Source organism: Salmonella sp. K21076 (genome assembly GCF_039650795.1).
In the GTDB taxonomy this organism is placed as follows: Bacteria; Pseudomonadota; Gammaproteobacteria; order Enterobacterales; family Enterobacteriaceae; genus Salmonella; species Salmonella enterica.
In genome coordinates, this window is sequence record NZ_JBCLYA010000051.1 from 51,577 (window position 1) to 74,351 (window position 22,775).

Annotated in this window: 21 protein-coding genes and 2 pseudogenes; 12 read left to right on the forward strand and 11 right to left on the reverse strand. The window is 53.5% G+C overall.

Annotation, left to right across the window (positions count from 1 at the left end):
• Window positions 1–18 precede the first annotated feature (18 nt).
• Together mglA and mglC are read left to right on the forward strand one after the other, a co-directional pair.
• Window positions 19–1,537: pseudogene (gene mglA, locus AAYN39_RS21000) on the forward strand (galactose/methyl galactoside ABC transporter ATP-binding protein MglA).
• Window positions 1,538–1,552: 15 nt separating this feature from the next.
• The gene (gene mglC / locus AAYN39_RS21005) at window positions 1,553–2,563 is read left to right on the forward strand and encodes a galactose/methyl galactoside ABC transporter permease MglC (RefSeq protein ID WP_001275103.1); all 1,011 of its coding nucleotides are present in this window, start codon (window positions 1,553–1,555) and stop codon (window positions 2,561–2,563) included.
• A 74-nt stretch (window positions 2,564–2,637) separates the two neighbouring features.
• Here mglC and preA read toward each other — a convergent pair.
• The 8 genes and pseudogenes from preA to AAYN39_RS21045 all read right to left on the reverse strand — a co-directional run bounded on the left by preA (window position 2,638) and on the right by AAYN39_RS21045 (window position 9,618).
• A pseudogene (preA, locus tag AAYN39_RS21010) lies at window positions 2,638–3,872 on the reverse strand (NAD-dependent dihydropyrimidine dehydrogenase subunit PreA).
• Window positions 3,866–5,107: an NAD(P)-dependent oxidoreductase gene (locus tag AAYN39_RS21015; protein ID WP_001136400.1), complete on the reverse strand. Its 1,242-nt coding sequence runs from the start codon at window positions 5,105–5,107 to the stop codon at window positions 3,866–3,868. The pseudogene preA and the gene AAYN39_RS21015 overlap by 7 nt, the downstream one beginning before the upstream one ends.
• Window positions 5,108–5,311: 204 nt before the next feature.
• Window positions 5,312–5,557, reverse strand: coding sequence for a DUF2542 family protein (locus AAYN39_RS21020; protein ID WP_000605187.1), 246 nt, complete (start codon window positions 5,555–5,557; stop codon window positions 5,312–5,314).
• On the reverse strand, window positions 5,554–6,273 hold the full coding sequence (sanA, locus tag AAYN39_RS21025) for an outer membrane permeability protein SanA (protein WP_000920079.1): 720 nt from the start codon (window positions 6,271–6,273) through the stop codon (window positions 5,554–5,556). The genes AAYN39_RS21020 and sanA overlap by 4 nt, the downstream gene beginning before the upstream one ends.
• Window positions 6,274–6,449: 176 nt before the next feature.
• Window positions 6,450–7,334, reverse strand: coding sequence for a cytidine deaminase (cdd, locus tag AAYN39_RS21030; protein WP_000553529.1), 885 nt, complete (start codon window positions 7,332–7,334; stop codon window positions 6,450–6,452).
• A gap of 153 nt (window positions 7,335–7,487) precedes the next feature.
• On the reverse strand, window positions 7,488–8,183 hold the full coding sequence (locus tag AAYN39_RS21035; protein WP_000989296.1) for a CidB/LrgB family autolysis modulator: 696 nt from the start codon (window positions 8,181–8,183) through the stop codon (window positions 7,488–7,490).
• On the reverse strand, window positions 8,180–8,578 hold the full coding sequence (locus tag AAYN39_RS21040; RefSeq protein WP_000045719.1) for a CidA/LrgA family protein: 399 nt from the start codon (window positions 8,576–8,578) through the stop codon (window positions 8,180–8,182). Before AAYN39_RS21040 ends, AAYN39_RS21035 begins: the two co-directional genes overlap by 4 nt.
• Before the next feature lie 131 nt (window positions 8,579–8,709).
• Window positions 8,710–9,618 carry a LysR substrate-binding domain-containing protein gene (locus AAYN39_RS21045; protein WP_000024658.1) on the reverse strand — a complete coding sequence of 303 codons (909 nt, stop codon included), beginning with the start codon at window positions 9,616–9,618 and terminating at the stop codon, window positions 8,710–8,712.
• Between the two features lie 125 nt (window positions 9,619–9,743).
• Between AAYN39_RS21045 and AAYN39_RS21050 the strand changes: the two genes are divergently transcribed.
• The 6 genes from AAYN39_RS21050 (at window position 9,744) to dusC (ending at window position 15,776) form a co-directional block, all read left to right on the forward strand.
• Window positions 9,744–11,102, forward strand: coding sequence for an aromatic acid/H+ symport family MFS transporter (locus tag AAYN39_RS21050; RefSeq protein ID WP_000194222.1), 1,359 nt, complete (start codon window positions 9,744–9,746; stop codon window positions 11,100–11,102).
• A gap of 11 nt (window positions 11,103–11,113) precedes the next feature.
• On the forward strand, window positions 11,114–12,151 hold the full coding sequence (gene gtdA, locus AAYN39_RS21055) for a gentisate 1,2-dioxygenase (protein ID WP_001289857.1): 1,038 nt from the start codon (window positions 11,114–11,116) through the stop codon (window positions 12,149–12,151).
• Between the two features lie 15 nt (window positions 12,152–12,166).
• Entirely contained in the window at window positions 12,167–12,868 is a 702-nt protein-coding gene (locus AAYN39_RS21060) for a fumarylacetoacetate hydrolase family protein (RefSeq protein WP_000170621.1), read from the forward strand.
• Window positions 12,869–12,876: 8 nt separating this feature from the next.
• Window positions 12,877–13,521: a maleylacetoacetate isomerase gene (gene maiA, locus AAYN39_RS21065; RefSeq protein WP_000781183.1), complete on the forward strand. Its 645-nt coding sequence runs from the start codon at window positions 12,877–12,879 to the stop codon at window positions 13,519–13,521.
• Between the two features lie 14 nt (window positions 13,522–13,535).
• The gene (locus tag AAYN39_RS21070; RefSeq protein ID WP_000150113.1) at window positions 13,536–14,729 is read left to right on the forward strand and encodes a 3-hydroxybenzoate 6-monooxygenase; all 1,194 of its coding nucleotides are present in this window, start codon (window positions 13,536–13,538) and stop codon (window positions 14,727–14,729) included.
• Between the two features lie 108 nt (window positions 14,730–14,837).
• On the forward strand, window positions 14,838–15,776 hold the full coding sequence (gene dusC / locus AAYN39_RS21075; RefSeq protein ID WP_001802202.1) for a tRNA dihydrouridine(16) synthase DusC: 939 nt from the start codon (window positions 14,838–14,840) through the stop codon (window positions 15,774–15,776).
• Between the two features lie 70 nt (window positions 15,777–15,846).
• On the opposite strand, the gene AAYN39_RS21080 is transcribed toward dusC, so the two are convergent.
• A complete protein-coding gene (locus tag AAYN39_RS21080) occupies window positions 15,847–16,044 on the reverse strand; it encodes a hypothetical protein (protein WP_001521726.1) in 198 nt (65 codons plus the stop codon).
• A gap of 190 nt (window positions 16,045–16,234) precedes the next feature.
• On the opposite strand from AAYN39_RS21080, the gene mdtQ reads away from it, so the two are divergent.
• Both mdtQ and AAYN39_RS21090 read left to right on the forward strand, forming a co-directional pair.
• Window positions 16,235–17,671 carry a multidrug resistance outer membrane protein MdtQ gene (mdtQ, locus tag AAYN39_RS21085; protein ID WP_001081453.1) on the forward strand — a complete coding sequence of 479 codons (1,437 nt, stop codon included), beginning with the start codon at window positions 16,235–16,237 and terminating at the stop codon, window positions 17,669–17,671.
• 65 nt (window positions 17,672–17,736) lie between these two features.
• Window positions 17,737–18,498, forward strand: a complete 762-nt coding sequence (locus tag AAYN39_RS21090; protein ID WP_000169609.1) for an SDR family oxidoreductase — start codon at window positions 17,737–17,739, stop codon at window positions 18,496–18,498.
• A 47-nt stretch (window positions 18,499–18,545) separates the two neighbouring features.
• Here AAYN39_RS21090 and AAYN39_RS21095 read toward each other — a convergent pair whose 3' ends face one another.
• Window positions 18,546–19,115, reverse strand: a complete 570-nt coding sequence (locus tag AAYN39_RS21095; RefSeq protein WP_001523476.1) for a DedA family protein — start codon at window positions 19,113–19,115, stop codon at window positions 18,546–18,548.
• A 158-nt stretch (window positions 19,116–19,273) separates the two neighbouring features.
• On the opposite strand from AAYN39_RS21095, the gene AAYN39_RS21100 reads away from it, so the two are divergent.
• Together AAYN39_RS21100 and pbpG are read left to right on the forward strand one after the other, a co-directional pair.
• Entirely contained in the window at window positions 19,274–19,861 is a 588-nt protein-coding gene (locus AAYN39_RS21100; RefSeq protein ID WP_001017057.1) for a Yip1 family protein, read from the forward strand.
• 189 nt (window positions 19,862–20,050) lie between these two features.
• Window positions 20,051–20,974, forward strand: coding sequence for a D-alanyl-D-alanine endopeptidase (pbpG, locus tag AAYN39_RS21105; RefSeq protein WP_026005977.1), 924 nt, complete (start codon window positions 20,051–20,053; stop codon window positions 20,972–20,974).
• A gap of 58 nt (window positions 20,975–21,032) precedes the next feature.
• On the opposite strand, the gene dld is transcribed toward pbpG, so the two are convergent.
• Window positions 21,033–22,763 carry a D-lactate dehydrogenase gene (dld, locus tag AAYN39_RS21110; protein WP_000095234.1) on the reverse strand — a complete coding sequence of 577 codons (1,731 nt, stop codon included), beginning with the start codon at window positions 22,761–22,763 and terminating at the stop codon, window positions 21,033–21,035.
• Window positions 22,764–22,775 lie beyond the last annotated feature (12 nt).

The following is a 22,775-nucleotide window of genomic DNA, read 5'->3' on the forward strand; positions in this document are numbered from 1 at the left end:
GGCCGACAGGGTATCATTATGGGCAGCACGATCTCTCCGTCGTCGGGTGAATATTTGTTGGAAATGCGTGGCATTAACAAATCATTTCCCGGCGTGAAAGCGCTTGATAATGTCAACTTAAACGTTCGTCCGCACTCTATTCATGCATTAATGGGCGAAAACGGCGCAGGCAAATCAACATTATTAAAATGTCTTTTCGGTATTTATCAAAAAGACTCCGGCAGCATTGTATTTCAGGGAAAAGAAGTGGACTTCCATTCGGCGAAAGAAGCGCTGGAGAATGGGATTTCGATGGTACACCAGGAGTTAAACCTGGTATTACAACGTTCGGTCATGGATAACATGTGGCTGGGGCGTTATCCCACCAAAGGTATGTTTGTCGACCAGGATAAAATGTACCAGGATACCAAAGCGATATTTGATGAGCTGGATATCGATATTGACCCGCGCGCGCGTGGGAACGTTATCCGTTTCGCAAATGCAGATGATTGAAATTGCGAAGGCGTTTTCCTATAACGCTAAGATCGTTATTATGGATGAACCGACCTCATCGTTAACTGAGAAAGAGGTTAATCATCTGTTCACCATTATTCGCAAGCTGAAAGAACGCGGCTGCGGCATTGTTTATATCTCGCATAAAATGGAAGAAATTTTTCAATTGTGCGATGAAATTACTATCTTGCGCGACGGTCAGTGGATTGCCACCCAGCCGCTGGAAGGGCTGGATATGGATAAGATCATTGCGATGATGGTCGGGCGTTCCCTGAACCAGCGCTTTCCGGATAAAGAAAATAAGCCGGGCGACGTGATTCTGGAGGTTCGTCACCTGACCTCGCTGCGCCAGCCTTCCATTCGCGATGTCTCCTTTGATTTGCACAAGGGCGAAATTCTGGGCATTGCCGGTCTGGTTGGGGCAAAGCGTACCGATATCGTCGAAACGCTGTTTGGCATTCGTGAGAAGTCGTCCGGGACAATCACTTTACATGGCAAGAAAATTAATAATCACACTGCGAACGAAGCGATTAACCACGGTTTTGCGCTGGTGACGGAAGAGCGTCGTTCCACCGGAATTTACGCCTATCTGGATATCGGATTTAACTCATTAATTTCGAATATCCGTAATTATAAAAATAAAGTGGGGTTACTGGATAATTCCCGGATGAAAAGCGACACCCAATGGGTCATTGATTCCATGCGGGTAAAAACGCCGGGGCATCGCGCGCAAATTGGTTCACTTTCCGGCGGCAATCAGCAAAAGGTGATCATTGGTCGCTGGCTATTAACGCAGCCGGAAATATTAATGCTGGACGAACCGACCCGCGGCATTGATGTCGGCGCAAAATTTGAAATTTATCAGCTTATTGCGGAACTGGCGAAAAAAGGCAAGGGGATCATCATTATATCTTCTGAAATGCCGGAGCTGTTAGGGATTACCGATCGTATCCTGGTGATGAGTAACGGTCTCGTTTCCGGCATTGTCGATACTAAAACAACAACGCAAAACGAAATTTTGCGTCTTGCTTCTTTGCACCTTTAAGATCAGGGGCTCCTTATGAGTGCGTTAAACAAGAAAAGCTTTTTGACCTGGCTGAAAGAGGGCGGAATTTACGTCGTTCTTTTAGTGCTGCTGGCGATTATTATTTTCCAGGACCCGACTTTTTTAAGTTTGCTGAATTTAAGTAATATTCTGACGCAATCTTCGGTACGTATTATTATCGCGCTGGGCGTGGCGGGACTCATCGTCACCCAGGGGACAGACCTGTCGGCGGGGCGTCAGGTAGGGCTGGCGGCGGTTGTGGCGGCAACATTACTGCAATCAATGGAAAACGCCAACAAAGTGTTTCCGGAAATGGCGACCATGCCGATTGCGCTGGTCATCCTGATTGTCTGCGCGATTGGCGCGGTGATTGGCCTGGTGAACGGCATCATCATTGCTTACCTGAACGTGACGCCGTTTATTACCACGCTTGGCACGATGATTATCGTTTATGGAATCAACTCCCTTTACTATGACTTTGTCGGCGCTTCGCCCATTTCCGGCTTTGACAGCGGCTTTTCCACCTTTGCGCAGGGCTTTGTGGCGATGGGCAGTTTCCGGCTCTCCTACATCACCTTTTACGCTCTGATTGCGGTAGTGTTTGTCTGGGTGCTGTGGAATAAGACCCGCTTTGGTAAAAACATTTTTGCTATTGGCGGCAACCCGGAAGCGGCGAAAGTTTCTGGCGTAAACGTGGCGCTGAACCTGCTGATGATTTATGCGCTCTCCGGCGTGTTTTATGCCTTCGGCGGCTTACTGGAAGCAGGGCGTATTGGTTCTGCCACCAACAACCTCGGCTTTATGTATGAACTGGATGCGATTGCCGCGTGCGTGGTCGGGGGCGTATCGTTTAGCGGCGGAGTGGGGACGGTCTTCGGCGTGGTGACCGGCGTCATTATCTTTACCGTCATCAACTATGGCCTGACCTATATCGGGGTAAACCCGTACTGGCAGTACATTATCAAAGGCGGCATTATCATTTTCGCCGTGGCGCTGGACTCGCTGAAATACGCGCGTAAGAAGTAGTTATCCAGACGTATTACCTTGCTTATCAGATAACCCGGCGCAGCGAAACTGCGCGCCGGGCTTCATACCGTGAGCTACAGCGTTAACGCGTGTTCTTTTTCGCCTTTTTTAAATTTGACCTCGCCTAAATCAATACAGGCGACCGGGCAGACATGACCGCACAGCAGACAACCGACGCATTTTTCCGTATTGCAATGCGGCGTGTGGCTGTGTTCATCCCACTCCATCGCCTGATGACCGCCGTCATAGCAGGAGATATAGCAACGTCCGCAGCCGACGCATTTCTCCTGATTAATCCGCGGATAGACGATATAGCTGCGATCCAGGTCTTCCGCCGGGATAATATTGCCATTCGCCAGCCCGATCATCTCCTGTAATGAGGCAAATCCCTGATCGGCCAGATAGTGGCTGAGGCCGCTCGCCATATCTTCTACAATGCGGTAACCGTATTGCATAATGCCTGTCGTCACCTGTAGGGTCGCCGCGCCCAGCAGCAGAAATTCGGCAGCGTCTTCCCAGGTTTCAATGCCGCCGATACCGCTAATCGGGAAATCGCGCAGTTCAGGGTGCATTCGCAACTGCTGGATAAAACGCAGCGCAATGGGTTTCACCGCTTTTCCTGAATAACCGGAGATGCTGGATTTACCGTTAACCACCGGCATCCCGATTTTGCGGTTCAGGTCGATGTTAGTAATGGATTTCACGGTGTTGATGGTGGCGATACCGTCGGCCCCGCCGCGTTTGGCGGCCAGCGCGACTTCACACATATCGCCAATATTCGGCGTCATTTTCGCCAGCATTGGCAAAGATGAACCGCGTTTTACGGCGCGGCAGTATTTTTCAACCAGTTCCGGGCTTTGCCCTACATCGCTTCCCATGGCGTGCGAGGTCATCTGCGGGCAAGAGAAGTTACACTCAATCATATCCGCGCCGGCTTCTTCAACCAGACGCGCCAGTTCCTGCCACTGCTGCTCATTTTCCCCCATGATGGAAGCAATCAGCACCTTATCCGGATAATCCTGTTTTAGCCGTCGAATGGCGGCCAGATTCTCTTCCAGCGGATGCTCAGCAATTTGCTCCATGTTTTTGAAACCAATAAAACCGGTATCTTCTTTCGTCAGGTGGTCAAAACGTGGAGAGACTTCGTTGGCAATAAAAAACCAATGGTTTTAAAAACGATCCCGCCCCAGCCGGTATCATAGGCTTTGGCGCACATCTCATAACAATTGCCTACCGGAGAAGAAGAAAGGCAAAACGGATTGGGAAACTTAACGCCGCAAAAGGTAACAGACAAATCTTTTGTTAACATGAGCAGGCCTCCTCTAAATAATGATGAATAGCCTGAGCGGCTTCTTTTCCGGTTTTTACCGCATAAACGACGGTCTTATCACCTTTAACAATATCGCCAGCGGCAAAGATCGCCGGGTCGTCGGTTTGATAATTGTGCGTGTCGATAATATTATGCTGCGCTTTTATCTCCGCAAAGTTATCCAGTCGCGCGTGCTGCCCCACGGCCAAAATAATATTTTCCGCTTCCAGCGTCAGTTCTCCTGAGTGGCGTACATGGTGGAAGGTCACTTTATTTCCGCTGACGGCGACAGGCGTAAAACCATCAATAATCGATACGCCTAATGCCTGCGTGCTGGTAAATTCTTTTTCGCTGGCGGGGAATTCGGCTAATTCTTCCCGCGCCACGCAGGTGACGGAAGGACAGCCGAGAATTTTTAACGTACTGGCGACATCCATCGCTACGTCGCCGCCGCCAATAATTAATGCGCTACGCGGAACGCTAATATCGCCGTCGGCCTGACGGGCGCGCTGTAAAAAATCAACGGCAATCTCTACGTGACTGGCTTGCTCAAATAACGGTAAATCAGAGCCACAGGACATCCCGACGGTCATCAGCACGGCGCGATATTCGGCTTTGAGTTGCGCAAGCGATAGCGACCCGCCCACGTCACAATTACATTTAATATTGACGCCCATTTCTACAATGCGGGCAATTTCCTGATCGAGTACGCTTTGCGGCAGACGAAATGCCGGGATGCCGTGACGCAGCCATCCGCCGGGCTGCGGCTGTTTTTCGTAAATGGTGACGTCATAGCCTAAATGTGTGAGCGTCACGCTTGCCTGCAAACCTGCCGGACCCGCGCCAATAATCGCGACTTTCCCGCGTGTTTTACTCCCGGGCTGATAAATCTGCATGGCAGTCTGCTGTTCAAAATCGGTAATAAAACGTTGCAGGCGTGCAATATCAATAGGTTTATCTATTCCGGAACGTGTACATCCGCGCTGGCATAATTTTTCCGTCGGACAGACTCTGGCGCAGACGGCGCCAAGCGCATTATTTTCCCGGATAGTTTCCGCTGCGCCTTTAAAATTGCGAAAGTAAATAGAACGAATAAATTTCCCCGGATCGGTTTGCGCCGGGCAAGCCTGACTACAGGGCGCATCGTGACATAATAAACAACGGGAAGCCTCTTTTATTGCCAGTAATGGCGTAAAACCAGGCGTGAGTTCATCCAGATAATTTTGTTGCGGCATATAATCTTCCTTAATGCTTGAATAAATTAAGGCGAAACGCAAATAACGCGTTTTAATGATCTAAAATCTACCGCCAGCCTAAGCATTGAAAGAAGGGCATTCTGTGAAAGAATTCACAAAAAAATGAAACCAGAATGCAAAACAGCATTTGTTCCTTATATCATAATAATAACTATTCTCAATTTTAAAGGGATAATAAATAGATTAACGATAAAAAAGAAGATAAATAATCATTCCAGTAAATAAAAAACCGCAACCGGTATAAAGAAAAAGATAAGACCAATATTGTACGGGATCGGCATGGCGATAAACATAAACCGGTTTTCGCGCATTTTTGACAACTTTATCTACCGCGCCGGTTCGCCAGCCTTTCCAGGCCTCACGAAAGCAAAAAAGCGGGAGTAGCAGAAAGGCTAATATGACAAATATCGTCTGTACATCCATGATCATTTCCCTTTTTTCTTTTCCAGTTCAAGCAATTGTTCCGGCGTAACGGCCGGATACCCCTGGGCGTCATTTGGCACCTGATGCTGCGTGGGAATAGGTACCAGCGGGCCTAAAAAACGCGGTTCGCGTTTAAAAATATAGAGATCCGCCAGCGCGCTAAAGCGGGCGCCAAATTCGCGCAAGCGTACTGTCAGCATATTTTTGGGTGAAGGTACCGCGTAACACTGCGCCTGAATGCCCATATGCAACGCAATAAACAAGGCGCGTTCGCAGTGGAAGCGCTGAGTGATGATAATAAAGTCGTTGATATCAAACACTTTGCGGGTACGCACAATGGAGTCAAGCGTACGGAAGCCAGCGTAATCAAGCACAATGTCCGCAGGATCGACGCCCGCCGCGATAAGGTCTTTGCGCATGGTCATCGGTTCGTTATAGCTTTGCAGGGCATTGTCGCCGCTGAGCAGCAGGTAATTGACTTTACCGCTATTGTAAGCGTTTAACGCGCCCTGGATACGATAACGATAGTACTGATTAATGACACCCTTGCGATAGTATTTGGCTGTCCCTAACACGACGCCAACCTGGCGGTAGGGGAGATCCTGTAGCTCGTCATAGATATAGGGCGCTGTTTTCCAGCTCATCCACCGATCGAGGCCAAGCACCGTCAACAGCAGCAAGCCTACCAGGACCAACAGGCTGTAAAACACGCGCTTTAACATGCAGGAAACTCGATACCAGGATGAAAGTACGATCAGGCTACTGTACCCGAAGACGTAGCGCAAGAAACCGCCGTCTGATTGCGGAGATTTTCAGCATGATTTCCCTTGTATCGGGTCGCGGGAGAGGAGAGTCAGGCCGGATAAGACGCCAGTGCGTCGCTATCCGGCACATTTGCTTAGCCGAGAAGCACGCGGTCAATATTATGGCAACCTAACGCTTTCAGCGTTGCGGCGGTGGCATCCCATTGAATTAATGCCGCATCGCCTTTTTCCGCCAGAATCGCGCGCTGAATATCCGCATAGTCATAGCCATTGAGACTCAGCAGGTTTAGCGCGCCTTGCAGTGGGGGAAGCGTAGGGTTAAAGGCGGCGTTTTCCGCATAGCTGCCGGTGAAAATACGGCCATCTTTACATTCCAGCGCCACGCCGCTCGGTGAGTGGCTATAAGGCATATGGCTCTTATTGGCTGCCGTAATCGCCGCTTGCGTTAGCGTATTGCCCGTTAACGTAAAGCCATGATCCTGCTCGTCCATCAGCAGCGTTTTGATCTCCAGATCTTTTGGCCCGAAAGCGTCAGGCAGATAATCGCGTAACGTATGCGGCGCGCGGCCCGGCAGATGAATGCGCAGATCCAGACCGCTGTTCAGCTCGTTCATAAACTGGCGACAGTGGCCGCAAGGCGTGTAGTTAACGGTGACGGCGGCGAGCCCTTTTTCGCCGCGTAGCCAGGCGTGGCTAATCGCGCTTTGTTCAGCATGCACAGTTTGTTGCATGGTGGCGCCCAGGAACTCCATATTCGCGCCGAAATACCAGTTGCCGCTAACGCCGCGCGCAATCGCGCCGACGTTAAAATGGGACAAATCGGTACGGGCGCAGGCCGCCGCCAGAGGTAACAGTGCGAAAGCCAGCGCGTCTTCGTCCAGTCCCGCCGTATTTTTAAGCGTCGAGACCTGCTCTGCGGTCAGCATGGCGGGAAAATGGTGGTCCGCCAGGATAGGGGCCAGCGCTGATTGCAAATTATCCGCAAGCTGGGCAAAAGCAGTTTGAAAACGTGGATGCATGGCGTTGCCTCATAACAATGTAATGGAACCGTAGTTTACGGGCCTGCCATGTCTTAATATGTGATCTAAATCTCATTGCTTATGCAACTTGTGAAACTTAAATGAAAAATACGCGACGTATCGCAAATTTTAACCCGGTCTTTTGTCCCGTCGTTAGCGCATTACCGCCAGAATGAGCGGAAACAAAAAGGGCGCTACCAGCGAGGTAATAATGCCGCAGATCACCAGCGCCAGGGAGCTAAACGCGCCTTCCTGGTAATCCAGCTCGGCGCAGCGCGCAGTACCGAGCGCATGTGAGGCGGTCCCCATTGCCAGCCCGCGTGCGGCTTTAGTACGGATGTGCATCGCGTTTAACAGCGTGTGGCCAAACACCGCGCCCAGAATACCGACAAAAATTACGCATACCGCGCTGATCGCGGGGATGCCGCCGATGCTGCCGCCCACCGCCATCGCGATAGGCGTAGTCACGGATTTAGGCAGTACCGATGCCGCGATTTCAGGCGTTGCGCCCATCAGCAAGGCAACGGATGTTCCGGTAATCATCGCTACCAGACTGCCGACAAAACAGATGCTAATAATGGATTTCCAACGCGCGCGAATCTGGTGCAACTGTTCATAAAGGGGATAGGCCAGCGCCACCACCGCCGGTTGCAGCAGATCGTTAAGTACTTCGCTGCCTTTGAAGTAGTGCTCGTAGGGAATACCGGTCAGCAACAGAAAAGGAATAATGACTACCATTGCCACCAGCAGCGGATTCAGCAACGGCATTTTAAAATGCGCCGCCAGTCTGCGGGCGGCGAAAAATACCGCCAGCGTCAGCGGTAACGACCACCAGATATATGTCATCATTTTTTCGTTCCCTTCTGCCCAACCACTTTACGCTCACCGTGTATCAGATGTGAACTCCAGCTTACGACCACAAAAACGACCAGCGTACTGATAGCGCAAGAGACCACCACCGGGCCGAATTGCGCGCGCAGTAAGTCAAAATATTGCATGACCCCAACGCCAATTGGCACAAACAGCAACGCCATATAACGAATCAGCACATAACAGCCGGGGTTAACCCACTTTGCCGGCAGAATTTGCAGCGCCAGCAATACAAACAGAATTAACATCCCGATAATGCTGCCGGGAATAGTGATAGGAAGCAGTGATGCAAGAAAAATGCCTGCGTACAAACAGGCATAAATCAATACAAAAGCGCGTATATATTGCCAGATAATATTCAGTGACTTACTCATGTTTAAAGCCCTTGATGAGATGGATTCATCATACAATTAAACGTTAAAACGTGCTACCGATCACATCATGAATTCTTAGCATAGTGGGTATAGACAGCAGGAACATCGGGCAATGCCCCTGGTCGGCGGCGTTAAACCTGGGCTAAAAAATACAAAAAGCGACTCAGGGCCAAAGACGGCGTCTCATTCTTACGCCAGAACATCCCTACGCTGCCTTTTTGCTCAATTTTTGGCAAGTTTAAAATCGCCAGTTGCCCCTGGCTGGCATAGCGTTGCGCCAGCCGTAAAGAAAGAATAGAGATCATATCGCTGCTTTGCAGCAAATTGGTGCTGACGTTCATTGACGCCGATTCAATGGTGTTTTCCGGGAGCATGACGCCATTATCGACGAGGGCGTTATCAATACTGATGCGAATAGGGGTGCCGGTTGGCCAGACTATCCACCGCCAGTGTGCCAGATCGCTCCAGGCGATCTGCGCTCGCGCGGCCAGCGGATGGTGCGGACGCGCCACAAAGCAGACCGGCTCGGTATAAAGTACCTGATAATTAAGCGGCAGTTGCAGGGCGCGGCCGCCGACACGCCCTACCACCACATCCACCTGACCGGCAAGCAAATCGTGCAGCAGCGGCGTCATTACCTTCTCTTCAATATTCAGATGCAGCGTCGGCATTTCGTTAAGCAGGCTCAGAATCGCCTGTGATACGCAGTCAGTCGCCACGGGCGAACAGCCGATCTTCAGGCTGCCAACCAGGCCGCCCTGCTTGAAACGGGCGATTTCATACTGTGAACGCTCCAGATCGTTAATTAGGCGCTGGGCGTGCTGGAGCAGTAATTTACCGCCTTCCGAGGGGCGTAGTCCTTTACTGTGGCGCTCAAAAAGCGTGATGCCTATCTCATCTTCGAGTTGAGATAGCCACTTCGATAGCGCCGGCTGGGAGATATTCATCATCCGGGCGACGTGCGTCAGGTTGCCCTGTTCGCCCAGCGCAACCAGCGTTTGCAGGTGATGTAATTTCAATTTCTGCGCCCAGTTCGCCATTCGCTATAACCTCCAGGTTATGTCTCTGCCTGAAAAGCCATTGTACATTTTATCGCTCACTCTACAAACTCGTAACATAGCAAACATAAAAACAACATCTATCTCCCTGCACTGAGGCATTAGCTATGACTCAACGACGTGATCTACAAGCCCTTATTGATGCCGCGCCCGTCGGCAAAATGCAGTGGCGCGTTATCATCTGCTGTTTTCTGGTGGTTATGCTCGACGGTTTCGACACCGCCGCGATTGGCTTCATCGCCCCGGATATTCGTACTCACTGGCAGCTAAGCGCCAGCGAACTTGCGCCGCTGTTTGGCGCAGGGCTGCTGGGGCTTACGGCCGGCGCGCTGCTATGCGGGCCGCTGGCGGATCGCTTTGGCCGCAAGCGGGTCATTGAGCTTTGCGTGGCGCTATTCGGCGCATTGAGCCTGCTTTCCGCTTTCTCGCCGGATATAGAAACCCTGGTGTTGCTGCGCTTCTTAACCGGTCTGGGACTGGGCGGAGCGATGCCGAATACCATCACCATGACGTCGGAATACCTTCCCGCTCGTCGACGCGGAGCGCTGGTCACGCTGATGTTCTGCGGTTTTACCCTGGGGTCGGCGATGGGCGGGATTGTGAGCGCGCAACTGGTGCCGCTGATTGGCTGGCACGGAATTCTGGCGCTAGGCGGCATCTTGCCTTTGATGCTGTTTTTCGGCCTGCTGTTCGCGCTGCCGGAATCTCCCCGCTGGCAGGTACGTCGCCAACTACCGCAAGCCGTTGTCGCCCGGACGGTCAGCGCCATTACCGGCGAGCGCTATCACGATACGCAATTCTTTCTGCATGAGACGGCAGCCGTCGCCAAAGGCAGTATTCGCCAGCTTTTTGCCGGGCGACAGCTTGTCATTACCCTGATGTTATGGGTGGTGTTCTTTATGAGCCTGCTCATTATCTATCTGCTTTCCAGCTGGATGCCGACGTTACTTAACCATCGAGGTATTGATCTGCAACAGGCGTCGTGGGTGACTGCCGCATTCCAGGTGGGCGGCACGCTTGGCGCGCTGTTACTCGGCGTGTTGATGGACCGGCTTAACCCGTTCCGGGTACTGGCGGTGAGCTATGCGCTGGGCGCAGTTTGCATTGTCATGATAGGCCTGAGCGAAAACGGCCTTTGGCTGATGGCGCTGGCGATTTTTGGTACCGGCATCGGTATTAGCGGTTCCCAGGTCGGGCTGAATGCTCTGACGGCGACGCTGTACCCCACCCAAAGCCGGGCGACGGGCGTGAGCTGGTCGAACGCCATTGGACGCTGCGGGGCGATTGTCGGTTCGCTCTCCGGCGGCATGATGATGGCCCTCAATTTCTCTTTCGATACGTTGTTTTTTGTCATTGCTATTCCGGCGGCTATCAGCGCGGTAATGCTTACCCTGCTGACAGTGGTTGTCCGCCTTTCGATTTCTGTACCTGACGACCTGCCGCGTGCCAGCGTCGTAAACGAATAAGGAGAATCTCCATGTCTGAAATAAATCAGAACGTAAAAGATAGCCGTCAGCAGTATTACCAGCATATTTCCGGGCAGAATCTGACGCCGCTGTGGGAATCGTTACATCACCTGGTACCGCAGACGCCAAACGCCAACTGCGCGCCGGCCTACTGGAATTATCAGGAAATTCGTCCGCTACTGATGGAAAGCGGCAATGTCATTGGCGCGAAAGAGGCGATCCGCCGGGTGCTGGTGCTGGAAAATCCGGCATTGCGCGGTCAGTCGTCGATCACGGCGACCTTATACGCTGGTTTACAGCTGATCCTGCCCGGCGAAGTCGCGCCGAGTCATCGCCATAACCAGTCGGCGCTGCGTTTTATCGTCGAAGGTAAAGGCGCATTTACCGCGGTGGACGGCGAGCGCACGCCAATGCATACCGGCGATTTTATCCTGACGCCGCAGTGGCGCTGGCACGATCATGGTAATCCGGGATCAGAGCCGGTGGTATGGCTGGATGGTCTGGATCTGCCGTTAGTCAATCTCCTGGGCTGTGGTTTTGCGGAAGACTATCCCGAAGATCAGCAGCCGGTGACGCGAAAAGAGGGCGATTATCTGCCGCGCTATGCAGCGAATATGCTGCCGCTGCGCCACCAGCGCGGGAACTCGTCGCCGATTTTCAACTACCGTTACGACCGCAGTCGCGAGGCGTTGCACGATCTGACCCGTATGGGCGATCCGGATGAGTGGGAAGGCTACAAGCTGCGTTACGTTAATCCCGTCACTGGCGGTTATCCGATGCCGTCGATGGGCGCGTTCCTGCAACTGCTGCCAAAAGGCTTTGCCTCGCGTGTGGCGCGGAGCACCGACAGCACTATCTACCACGTCGTTGAAGGGGCAGGGCAGGTCACTATCGGCAACGAAACTTTTCATTTTTCCGCAAAAGACATTTTTGTGGCGCCGACCTGGCATGAGGTGTCGTTTCGCAGCAGCGAAGACACGGTGTTATTCAGCTTTTCGGACAAGCCGGTTCAGGAAGCCCTGGGGCTGTTCCGCGAAGCACGTTATTAATTAGGGAGAGAGAACATGACCAAATATGTATTCCAGCCGCAGGCCCCGGTGACAGTACCCGTGGCGGGCAGTGATGAGCAGTTTCCGGTACGTCGCGTTTACTGCGTGGGTCGCAACTATGCCGCCCATGCCCGTGAAATGGGTTTTGATCCCGATCGCGAACCGCCGTTCTTCTTTTGTAAACCAGCGGACGCTGTCGTCCCGGTAGCGGCGGGGGATACCCTGGAACTGCCGTATCCGGCGCAGACCGATAACTACCATTATGAAATTGAGCTGGTGGTGGCGATTGGTAAAAAGGGGAGCGATATCCCGCTAGAAAAAGCCCATGAATATGTCTGGGGATACGCCACCGGTCTGGACATGACGCGTCGCGATCGTCAGATGGAAATGCGTCAGATGGGACGCCCGTGGGAAATTGGCAAAGCGTTCGATCTCTCCGCGCCCATTGCGCCATTACACAAAGCCGCTGAAACGCATAATGTGGATAACGCCCCTATTTGGCTACAGGTTAACGGCGAAGACCATCAGCGCAGCGATATTCGTCATCTGATTTGGTCGGTGAATGAAACCATCAGCTATTTGTCCGGCTTTTTTGAATTGCAGCCAGGCGATTTGATTTTCACCGGTACGCCAGAGGGGGTGGGCGCAGTGGTGAAAGGGGATGTCATCACCGGGAACGTAGAAGGTCTGACGCCGATTGCTGTGAAAATTGTCTGAGGTGAACGATGAAGCTGTACAGTTTCTTTAATAGTTCGGCGTCTTATCGTGTACGTATTGCGCTGGCGTTAAAGGGGATTGATTACCAGACAGTGGGCGTCAATATTCGTATCGGCCAGCAGAATGCGCTGGCCTACCGACGGATGAATCCGGTAGGCCTGGTGCCGACGCTAGTCACTGATGACGGCGAATCGTTGGGGCAATCGCTGGCCATCGTCGACTGGCTGGACCGACATTTTCCGCAAACGCCGCTGCTGCCGACGAGCGACCCGGCGCGCAGCCAGGCGCTGGAAATTGTCTACGCTATCGCCTGCGATATACACCCGATCAATAACATGCGCGTGTTGCGCTACCTGACCGATGAGCTGAAGGTTAGCGAAGAGGATAAAAAACGCTGGTACGCCCACTGGATACAGCAAGGGTTAAGCGCGGTAGAGCAGCTATTGCGTAAAAGTCAGTCCGGACGATTCTGCGTGGGCGACGCGCCAGGCCTTGCGGACTGCTGCCTGATTCCTCAGTGGGCGAATGCGCTCAGGATGGGCTGCGATTTATCAGGCTATCCGCGCTGTAAAGCCGTTTATGACGCCTGCGTACAGCTACCGGCGTTTATTGCCGCCGCGCCGGAAAATCAACAAGATAAAATCCCGGCCTGAAAAGGAGAATGACCATGACTCACGTGACAAGCGCAATTATTGTAGGTGGCGGAATCGGCGGCGCGGCGACCGCGCTGTCGCTGGCGCGCCAGGGAATAAAAGTCATGCTGCTGGAAAAAGCGCACGAAATTGGCGAGATTGGCGCGGGTATTCAGCTTGGGCCGAACGCTTTTTCGGCGCTGGATAGTCTCGGTGTGGGCGATGTTGCCCGCCAGCGTGCGGTGTTTACCGATCACATTACCATGATGGATGCCGTGAATGCCGAAGAAGTGGTACGCATTGAAACCGGGCAGGCGTTCCGCGACCATTTTGGCGGGCCGTATGCGGTAATTCACCGGGTAGATATTCATGCAACGGTATGGGAAGCGGTGCTGACGCACCCTGGCGTGGAGTATCGTACCTCGACCCATATTGTCGATATCCGCCAGACGCCGGATGACGTTACGGTGTTTGATGAGCAGGGAAATAGCTGGACGGCGGATATTCTCGTGGGCTGCGACGGCGTTAAATCGGTCGTGCGGCAAAGTTTACTCGGCGACGCGCCGCGCGTAACGGGGCATGTAGTCTATCGGGCGGTGATTGATTGCGACGATATGCCGGACGATTTACGTATTAACGCACCGGTGCTGTGGGCAGGCCCGCATTGTCACCTGGTCCATTATCCGCTGCGCGGAGGCCAACAGTACAATCTGGTGGTGACATTCCACAGCCGCCAGCAAGAAGAGTGGGGCGTGAAAGACGGCAGTAAAGAAGAGGTGCTCTCTTATTTTGCCGGTATTCATCCCCGCCCGCGTCAGATGCTGGATAAGCCGACCTCCTGGCGCCGCTGGTCGACCGCCGATCGCGAGCCGGTCGCAAAATGGGGAACCGAGCGTATCACTCTGGTGGGCGACGCCGCGCATCCGGTGGCGCAATATATGGCCCAGGGCGCCTGTATGGCGCTGGAAGACGCCGTCACGCTAGGCAAAGCGCTGGAACGCTGCGACGGCGACGCGCAGCAGGCATTTGCGCTGTATGAGTCGGTGCGTATTCCCCGCACGGCGCGTATCGTCTGGTCTACCCGCGAGATGGGGCGTCTCTATCACGCCGCCGGGGTGGAGCGTCAGGTGCGTAATCTGCTGTGGAAAGGGAAATCGCAGGAGGCGTTTTATCGCGGTATCGAATGGCTGTACGGCTGGAAAGAAGATAACTGTCTTGAGCCGCGTTGAGCGCCTTACGTGACGTAGCGTGGCGTTTGCGCCGCCACCCGGCAAAAAGTTTTGCTCATCGCAGAGAGGCGTTATGATAGCGCCTCTTTTTTTGCTGTGGATACCGATATGCGTGTTTTACTGGCGCCGATGGAAGGCGTGCTCGACGCGTTAGTGCGCGAGCTGCTGACCGAAGTGAATGATTACGATCTCTGCATCACCGAATTTGTGCGCGTGGTGGATCAGCTGCTGCCGGTAAAAGTGTTTCATCGCATCTGCCCGGAGTTGCTTCACGCCAGCCGCACGCCGTCCGGCACGCCGGTGCGTATTCAGCTTCTGGGCCAGCATCCGCAGTGGCTGGCGGAAAACGCCGCGCGGGCGACGGCGTTGGGATCGTATGGCGTGGACCTGAACTGCGGCTGTCCGTCAAAAGTGGTGAACGGCAGCGGCGGCGGCGCGACATTGCTCACAGATCCCGAACTCATCTATCAGGGCGCGAAAGCGATGCGGGCCGCGGTACCGTCGCATCTGCCGGTGACGGTAAAAGTGCGTCTCGGCTGGGATAGCGGCGATAGAAAATTTGAAATCGCCGATGCGGTGCAGCAGGCCGGCGCCAGTGAACTGGTGGTGCATGGCCGTACCAAAGCGCAGGGCTACCGCGCCGAGCATATCGACTGGCAGGCGATCGGCGAAATACGCCAGCGTCTGACTATTCCGGTTATCGCTAATGGCGAAATCTGGGACTGGCAGAGCGCGCAGGCATGTATGGCGACCAGCGGCTGCGATGCGGTGATGATTGGCCGCGGGGCGTTAAATATTCCTAACCTGAGCCGGGTGGTGAAGTATAACGAACCGCGTATGCCGTGGCCGGAAGTGGTAACGTTATTACAAAAATATACCCGACTGGAAAAGCAGGGCGATACCGGTTTATACCATGTCGCGCGTATTAAACAGTGGTTGGGATATTTACGTAAGGAATATATTGAGGCGACAGAACTCTTTCAGTCGATTCGGGCGTTAAACCGTTCGTCCGAGATTGCGCGGGTGATTCAGGCTATTAAAATCTAATCTCTACAGCGTCCAGAACGTGTGCCGGGCAGATACTATCGCTGCCCGGCGCAGGAATCAGAAAATCATCTTAAACACGCCCGTTACCACCAACAGCCCAATCAGAAAAATAATTAAGATTGCCCATAGAAGAATTTTCATTGTTTGTCCCTTTATTGGTAAATACAAACAAAGTATAGGAAAGTATTAAGCCATCTGCTGCTTTGTTGGGCGCGGCGACGTTTAACTCATGAAGGCTGCTGGCGCGTATTGCAGCAAAATCGTTCATTTATGAACGGGTTAGTGGGACTTTTCATTGAAGTATTACATCAAAAAATGTATCAGATGAAATTATTTGCTAATCATATAAATTTCAAAATATGTCTTTTGTTGTCTGATGATGTATTGCCACGCGTAACTAAAAAATAGTTCGCCGTAAGACGTACTCTCTGCGCACCTTTTTTTATCAGAACACCTCCATGAATCGTAATTCTTTCCTTGCCGCGACAGCGAGCTTACCGCTTTTTATTTTGCTGGCGGGCTGCGCCCCTATGCACGATACCCGCCAGTCGCTGACCCAGCAGACGCCCTCTTCTCATGTTGATTCCAGCCTGCCGGCGGCATTGAAAAACGGTTGGCCGGATAGCCAGTGGTGGAAGGCGTATCACGATGCGCAGCTTGACGCGCTGATTGATAATGCCATACAGCATTCGCCGGATATGCAGGTGGCTGAACAGCGTATTCAACTGGCGGAAGCGCAGGCGAAAGCGGTTGAGGCGCAGGACGGCCCGCAGCTCGACTTTTCTGCCGACATTGAGCGCCAGCGAATGTCCGCGGAAGGGCTGATGGGGCCATTCGCGATTACCGACCCCGCGGCGGGAACGACCGGGCCGTGGTATACCAACGGTACATTCGGCCTGACGGCGGGCTGGGATCTGGATTTATGGGGGAAAAACCGCGCTGAAGTTACCGCGCGGATCGGGGCGGTCAAAGCGCGCGAAGCGGAGCAGGAGCAGACCCGACAATTGCTGGCAAGCGGCGTGGCGCGACTCTACTGGGAGTGGCAGACGCAGGCGGCGCTGAAAAATGTGCTGATGCAAATCGAGCATGAGCAGCAAAACGTGGTGGCGGTAAACCGGGAGCTGTATCAACACGGTATTACTTCTTCTGTTGAAGGGGTCGAGACCGATATCGACGCCAGCAAAACCCAGCAGCAGTTGAATGACGTTAACGGTAAAATGAAGGTTATTGAAGCGCGGCTCAGCGCGTTAACCAATACGCAATCGGCGGCGCTCAAGCTGCGTCAGGTGAGTCTCCCCGCCGTTGAAAGCCAGTTACCGTCGCAACTGGGGTATTCGTTGCTGGCGCGCCGGGCGGATCTACAGGCCGCGCACTGGTACATTGAATCCTCGTTGAGCAGCATTGACGCCGCGAAGGCCGCGTTTTATCCCGATATCAATCTGATGGCTTTTTTACAGCAGGATGCGTTACATCTGAGCGATCTGTTCCGCCATTCCGCACAGCAATATGGCATTACCGGCGGGCTGACGCTGCCGATTTTCGACAGCGGCAGGCTGAATGCCAACCTCGATATCGCCAAAGCGCAAAGCAACCTTTCTATCGCCAACTACAACAAAGCGGTGGTAGATGCGGTTAATGATGTGGCGCGCGCCGCCAGTCAGGTAGAGACGCTGGCGCAGAAAAATCAGCATCAGCAGCAGATTGAGCATGACGCGCAGCGTGTGGTCGGTCTGGCGCAAGCGCGCTTTAATGCCGGCATTATTGCGGGTTCCCGCGTGAGCGAGGCCAAAATCCCGGCACTGCGCGAGCAGTGTAACGGCTTGCTGTTGCAGGGCCAGTGGCTGGATGCCTCTATTCAGCTTACCAGCGCGCTGGGCGGCGGTTATCATTCCTGATTTTTCCAGATGATTCAGACAGGGTTCCTATACTTAGGCTGTGTATGATTCATCCGGAGAGGAATATGACCAAAGTCGCAATTGTAACGGCATCAGATTCGGGAATTGGCAAAGCGTGTGCGTTGTTATTAGCACAAAACGGTTTTGATATTGGTATCACCTGGCATTCCGATGAACGCGGCGCGCAGGAGACGGCGAAAAAAGCGGCGCAGTTTGGTGTGCGGGCAGAGACCATTCATCTTGACCTGAGCCAGTTACCCGAGGGCGCGCAGGCCATTGAACATCTTATCCAGCGCCTGGGGCGCGTTGACGTGCTGGTCAATAATGCCGGGGCGATGACCAAATCCGCGTTTATTGATATGCCGTTTACGCAGTGGCGGCAAATTTTTACCGTGGATGTCGATGGCGCGTTTCTCTGCGCGCAGATCGCCGCCCGGCATATGATTAAACAAGGAGAGGGAGGGCGCATTATCAACATCACCTCCGTCCATGAGCATACGCCGCTTCCGCAAGCCAGCGCCTATACCGCGGCGAAACATGCGTTGGGGGGATTGACTAAATCCATGGCGCTGGAACTGATTGAGCATCATATTTTGGTCAACGCCGTCGCGCCAGGCGCTATCGCCACGCCGATGAATGATATGGATGACAGCGACATTGAGCCGGGATCGGAACCCTCGATCCCTATCGCCCGACCGGGTTCTACGCATGAAATAGCCAGCCTCGTCGCCTGGCTGTGTTCGGAAGGCGCAAGCTATACCACCGGTCAGTCGCTGATTGTCGACGGCGGATTTATGCTGGTGAATCCGCAATTCAACGCAAAATAAACGCCGGGGCCGGATGGCGGCGTTATGCCATCCGGATACCATCGGGTTTAACGGGCCTCCGCTTTGCCGCGTCTTTTCAGCCACCAGCGCACGCCCACCACCAGGACGATGGCCAGAATCAGCCAGACTCCGTGCCTGAGATGCTGATCGAGGTCGTGCAGCCATGGCGCGATCACCTCGCCGCCAAGATATCCCAGCGTGGTAAACAGCAGCGCCCAGATCAGCGCGCCTACAATATTCAGCGGCAGAAAAATTTTAGGCGGCAGGCGGCTGGCGCCAATCAGCAGCGGGCCAACCACCCGGAAGCCATACATAAAACGCGTGCCGATCACAAACAGATACGGATGGCGTTGGATCATTTTCTGCGCGCGACGAATCTTCGTATGATAACGCGGGAAACGACGCAGGATCTTCCCGCCATAGCATCGTCCTAACAGGTAAAGTAGCTGATCGCCCATCATCCCTCCCAGCGCGACGGCCGCCGCCACCAGCGGAAACTTGAGTAATCCCTGATGCGCCGCGACGCCCCCCAACAGGGTAACGGTTTCACCTTCGGCCATACTGCCGATAACCAGCGCCGCATAGCCATAATGCGTAATAAGCGTGTTGATATCCATGCGTAAACCACCTCCGGCATTAAGCATACACCCTGGCAAGAGGCGTGCGCGGCAAAGCCGACGTTTTGCCGGAGACTATTTTGCCATTGCTCATAAAATAACCAGAAACTGAATTATACTTGAACATACTGGCATCTGAGGCAGCAGAAGGGGGCAGTATGAACCATGTATGGGGGCTTTTTTCCCATCCCGATCGGGAAATGCAGGTGATCAAAAGCGAAAACGAAACCGTTTCGCATCACTATACGCACCATGTTTTGCTGATGGCGGCGATTCCCGTCGTCTGCGCCTTTATCGGCACGACGCAAATCGGCTGGAATTTTGGCGACGGCAACGTGTTACAACTCTCGCTGTTTACCGCTTTTGCGCTGGCGGTCTTGTTCTACGGCGTGATGCTGGCGGGCGTCGCGGTGATGGGACGCGTCATCTGGTGGATGGCGCGAAACTATCCGCAACGGCCATCGCTTGCGCGCTGTATGGTTTTTGCCGGCTATGTCGCGACGCCGCTGTTTTTAAGTGGTCTGGTGGCGCTCTATCCCCTGGTATGGCTATGCGCTTTGGTCGGCGCTGTCGCGCTTTTTTACACCGGCTATTTGCTGTATTTGGGTATTCCGACTTTCCTTAACATTAATAGAGAGGAGGGATTAAGCTTCTCCAGTTCGACGCTCGCTATCGGCGTACTGGTCCTGGAGGTGCTGCTGGCGATCACCGTGATCCTGTGGGGATATGGCTACCGCCTGTTCTGATGCGAAAAAGGGCTGGCGCAAAAGCCAGCAATGCAGCATTTGCTGACGATTCTTCTGTAGCGGCAACGCTGGCGTGCCGCTATGATGCCACTGCTAGCTTGAGTATAATCTTAGCTCAGGCGGTGTGCGTTACGACGCGCGTGAATCATTATCAGAAATCTCATCATGCTGAAATTCTGAGCTTCATTCCTGAGCCTTGCTCTGATGTTGGCCGTTCCTTTTGCCCCGCAGGCTGTGGCGAAAACGGCAGCGACAACCGCGGCGTCTCAACCTGAGATTGCCTCCGGTAGCGCAATGATTGTTGATCTCAACACCAATAAAGTGATCTATTCGAACCACCCGGATCTGGTGCGTCCGATTGCCTCGATAACCAAATTAATGACAGCGATGGTCGTGCTCGACGCGCGATTGCCGCTGGATGAAATACTGAAGGTCGATATCAGCCAGACGCCGGAAATGAAAGGGGTTTACTCCCGCGTGCGCCTGAACAGCGAAATTAGCCGCAAAAATATGTTGCTGCTGGCGTTGATGTCATCCGAAAACCGTGCGGCGGCAAGCCTGGCGCACTATTATCCCGGCGGTTATAACGCATTTATTAAAGCGATGAATGCGAAGGCGAAAGCGCTGGGCATGACGCATACCCGCTTTGTTGAGCCGACGGGGCTGTCGATTCATAACGTCTCGACCGCGCGGGATTTAACAAAATTGCTGATTGCCACGAAGCAATACCCGCTGATTGGCCAGCTAAGCACCACGCGCGAAGATATGGCGACATTCTCGCATCCGGCGTATACGCTGCCGTTTCGCAATACCAACCATTTGGTCTACCGTGATAACTGGAATATCCAGTTAACGAAAACCGGCTTTACCAATGCGGCGGGGCATTGCCTGGTGATGCGTACCGTGATCAATAACAAACCGGTCGCGCTGGTGGTCATGGACGCGTTCGGCAAATATACCCACTTTGCGGACGCCAGTCGCCTGCGTACATGGATTGAAACCGGTAAAGTCATGCCCGTTCCGGCTGCCGCGCTGAGCTATAAAAAGCAAAAAGCCGCGCAAATGGCGGCAGCCAGCGCCAGCGCCGGAGCGCAAACCGCACAGAACGATTAAGTCGCCGCAGGCCCGGCAGGCATCGCGCCGCCGGGCATTCACGGTAAACCACACCGTGTTAATGCGTTTCGTCGGGCGTATTTTCCTGCCAGAATTTCCGCTTACTCGTTTTGCCGATACCGGGGTTCATACTGTTGGTTGGGTCATTTTGCCGATAAAAACGCGTCAGCGTTTCCGGCGCTTTATACAGATGTCCAACGTTGTGCTCCGCCGGGTATTGTGCCCCGCGCGCCTGCAACAGCTCCAGCATTTGCGCTTTCAGCGCATGGACGTCGACGCCTTTCTTCACGATATAGTCCTGATGAAAAACGTGGCACATAAAGTGACCGTAATAGAGTTTATGTACCAGTTGGCTGTCGATTTCCGGCGGCAGATGCTCGAACCAGTCGGTATCGTTGCGGCGCAGGGCGATATCCAGCGCCAGAATATCTTCCACTTCATCAGCGTGTACGGCCTGATAACGAATCGCTGCGCCAGCAGCGGCGAAGCGGTGCAGGAAGGCTTTGCTGCCTTCTTCCGGCGTACAGGTGAAGAAACCGCCCTCAGCGGATTTAAAAAATTCATTCAGCCAGCGTTGCGCTTCTGCGACGCCGTCTCCCGCCATTTTTAACAGCAGATGATGCTCATATTTATCGCGCCAGTTTTTCATTCGCGGCGGCAGATGGCTGGGAAACAGATGGCCGAATTTCTGCATCGCGCGGTCGGTGAAATGCGGTCGGAAAAATTTTACTTTTTCCAGCATCGCATCGGTTCGGCCTTTTAGCGTGAAAAAGAATGGCATCTTGTCGGTGCCGAGTTTATCGATCATCAGAAAGGTATCTTTACCGTACTGCTCCGCAATATCGTAGATATCGCGATGCATATATTCTCCCGCCACTGGCAGATTGTCGAAGTTCGCCAGAATATGCCGACGGATTTCAGTCAGTACCGCGGGCTGATTGGTGCCGATATAAAAAACCTGCTGATTTTTTTCCGCTGCAAAGGTATCAAGGCGAACGGCAAAAACCGCCAGTTTTCCGGCGCAGCCGGAAGATTCAAACAAACGGTCCGGGTCGGCGTTATAGCGGGCGGGCGTATCGGCGTTGATATCTCGTACCCGCGTCACGTAGTCGTGATCGTGCGCATGACGACCATCGTGACGCACATCCTCATCTTTAATCCGTTCATCATCCAGCTTGCTCAGGATCTGCTCCGGCGTATGCCCAAGATCGATACCCAGATGATTGACCAGTTGCAGTTTGCCTTGCTCGTCAATACGGGCAAAGAGCGACATCTCGGTATAGGCCGGGCCGCGCTGCACCAGCGAGCCGCCGGAGTTATTACAGATGCCGCCGATGACCGACGCGCCGATACACGACGAACCAATCACCGAGTGCGGTTCACGGCCCAGCGGTTTAAGCGCTTTTTCCAGCGCATAGAGCGTCGTACCGGGCCAGGCCAGAACCTGTTGGCCGTTATCCAGTAAGTGCAGCTTATCCAGCCGCTGGGTGCTGATAATCACAATATCGCGATCGTAGTCGTTGCCGTTCGGCGTGGAGCCTTCCGTCAGACCGGTGTTGGCGGCCTGCATCAGAATAATTTTGTCAGCGTTAACGCAGGCGTTGAGCACACGCCACAGTTCCAGTAATGAACCCGGGAAAACAACGGCCAGCGCGTCGCCCTGACCGGAACGGAAACCCTTGCGATAGCGGGCGGTTTTGGCGGGGTCTGTCAGCAGGTGAGAATGGCCTACCAGGCGGGCCAGCTCATTCAGGAACGTTTTATTATCAGTCATTGTTATGGAAGACATTCTCCACTCCTT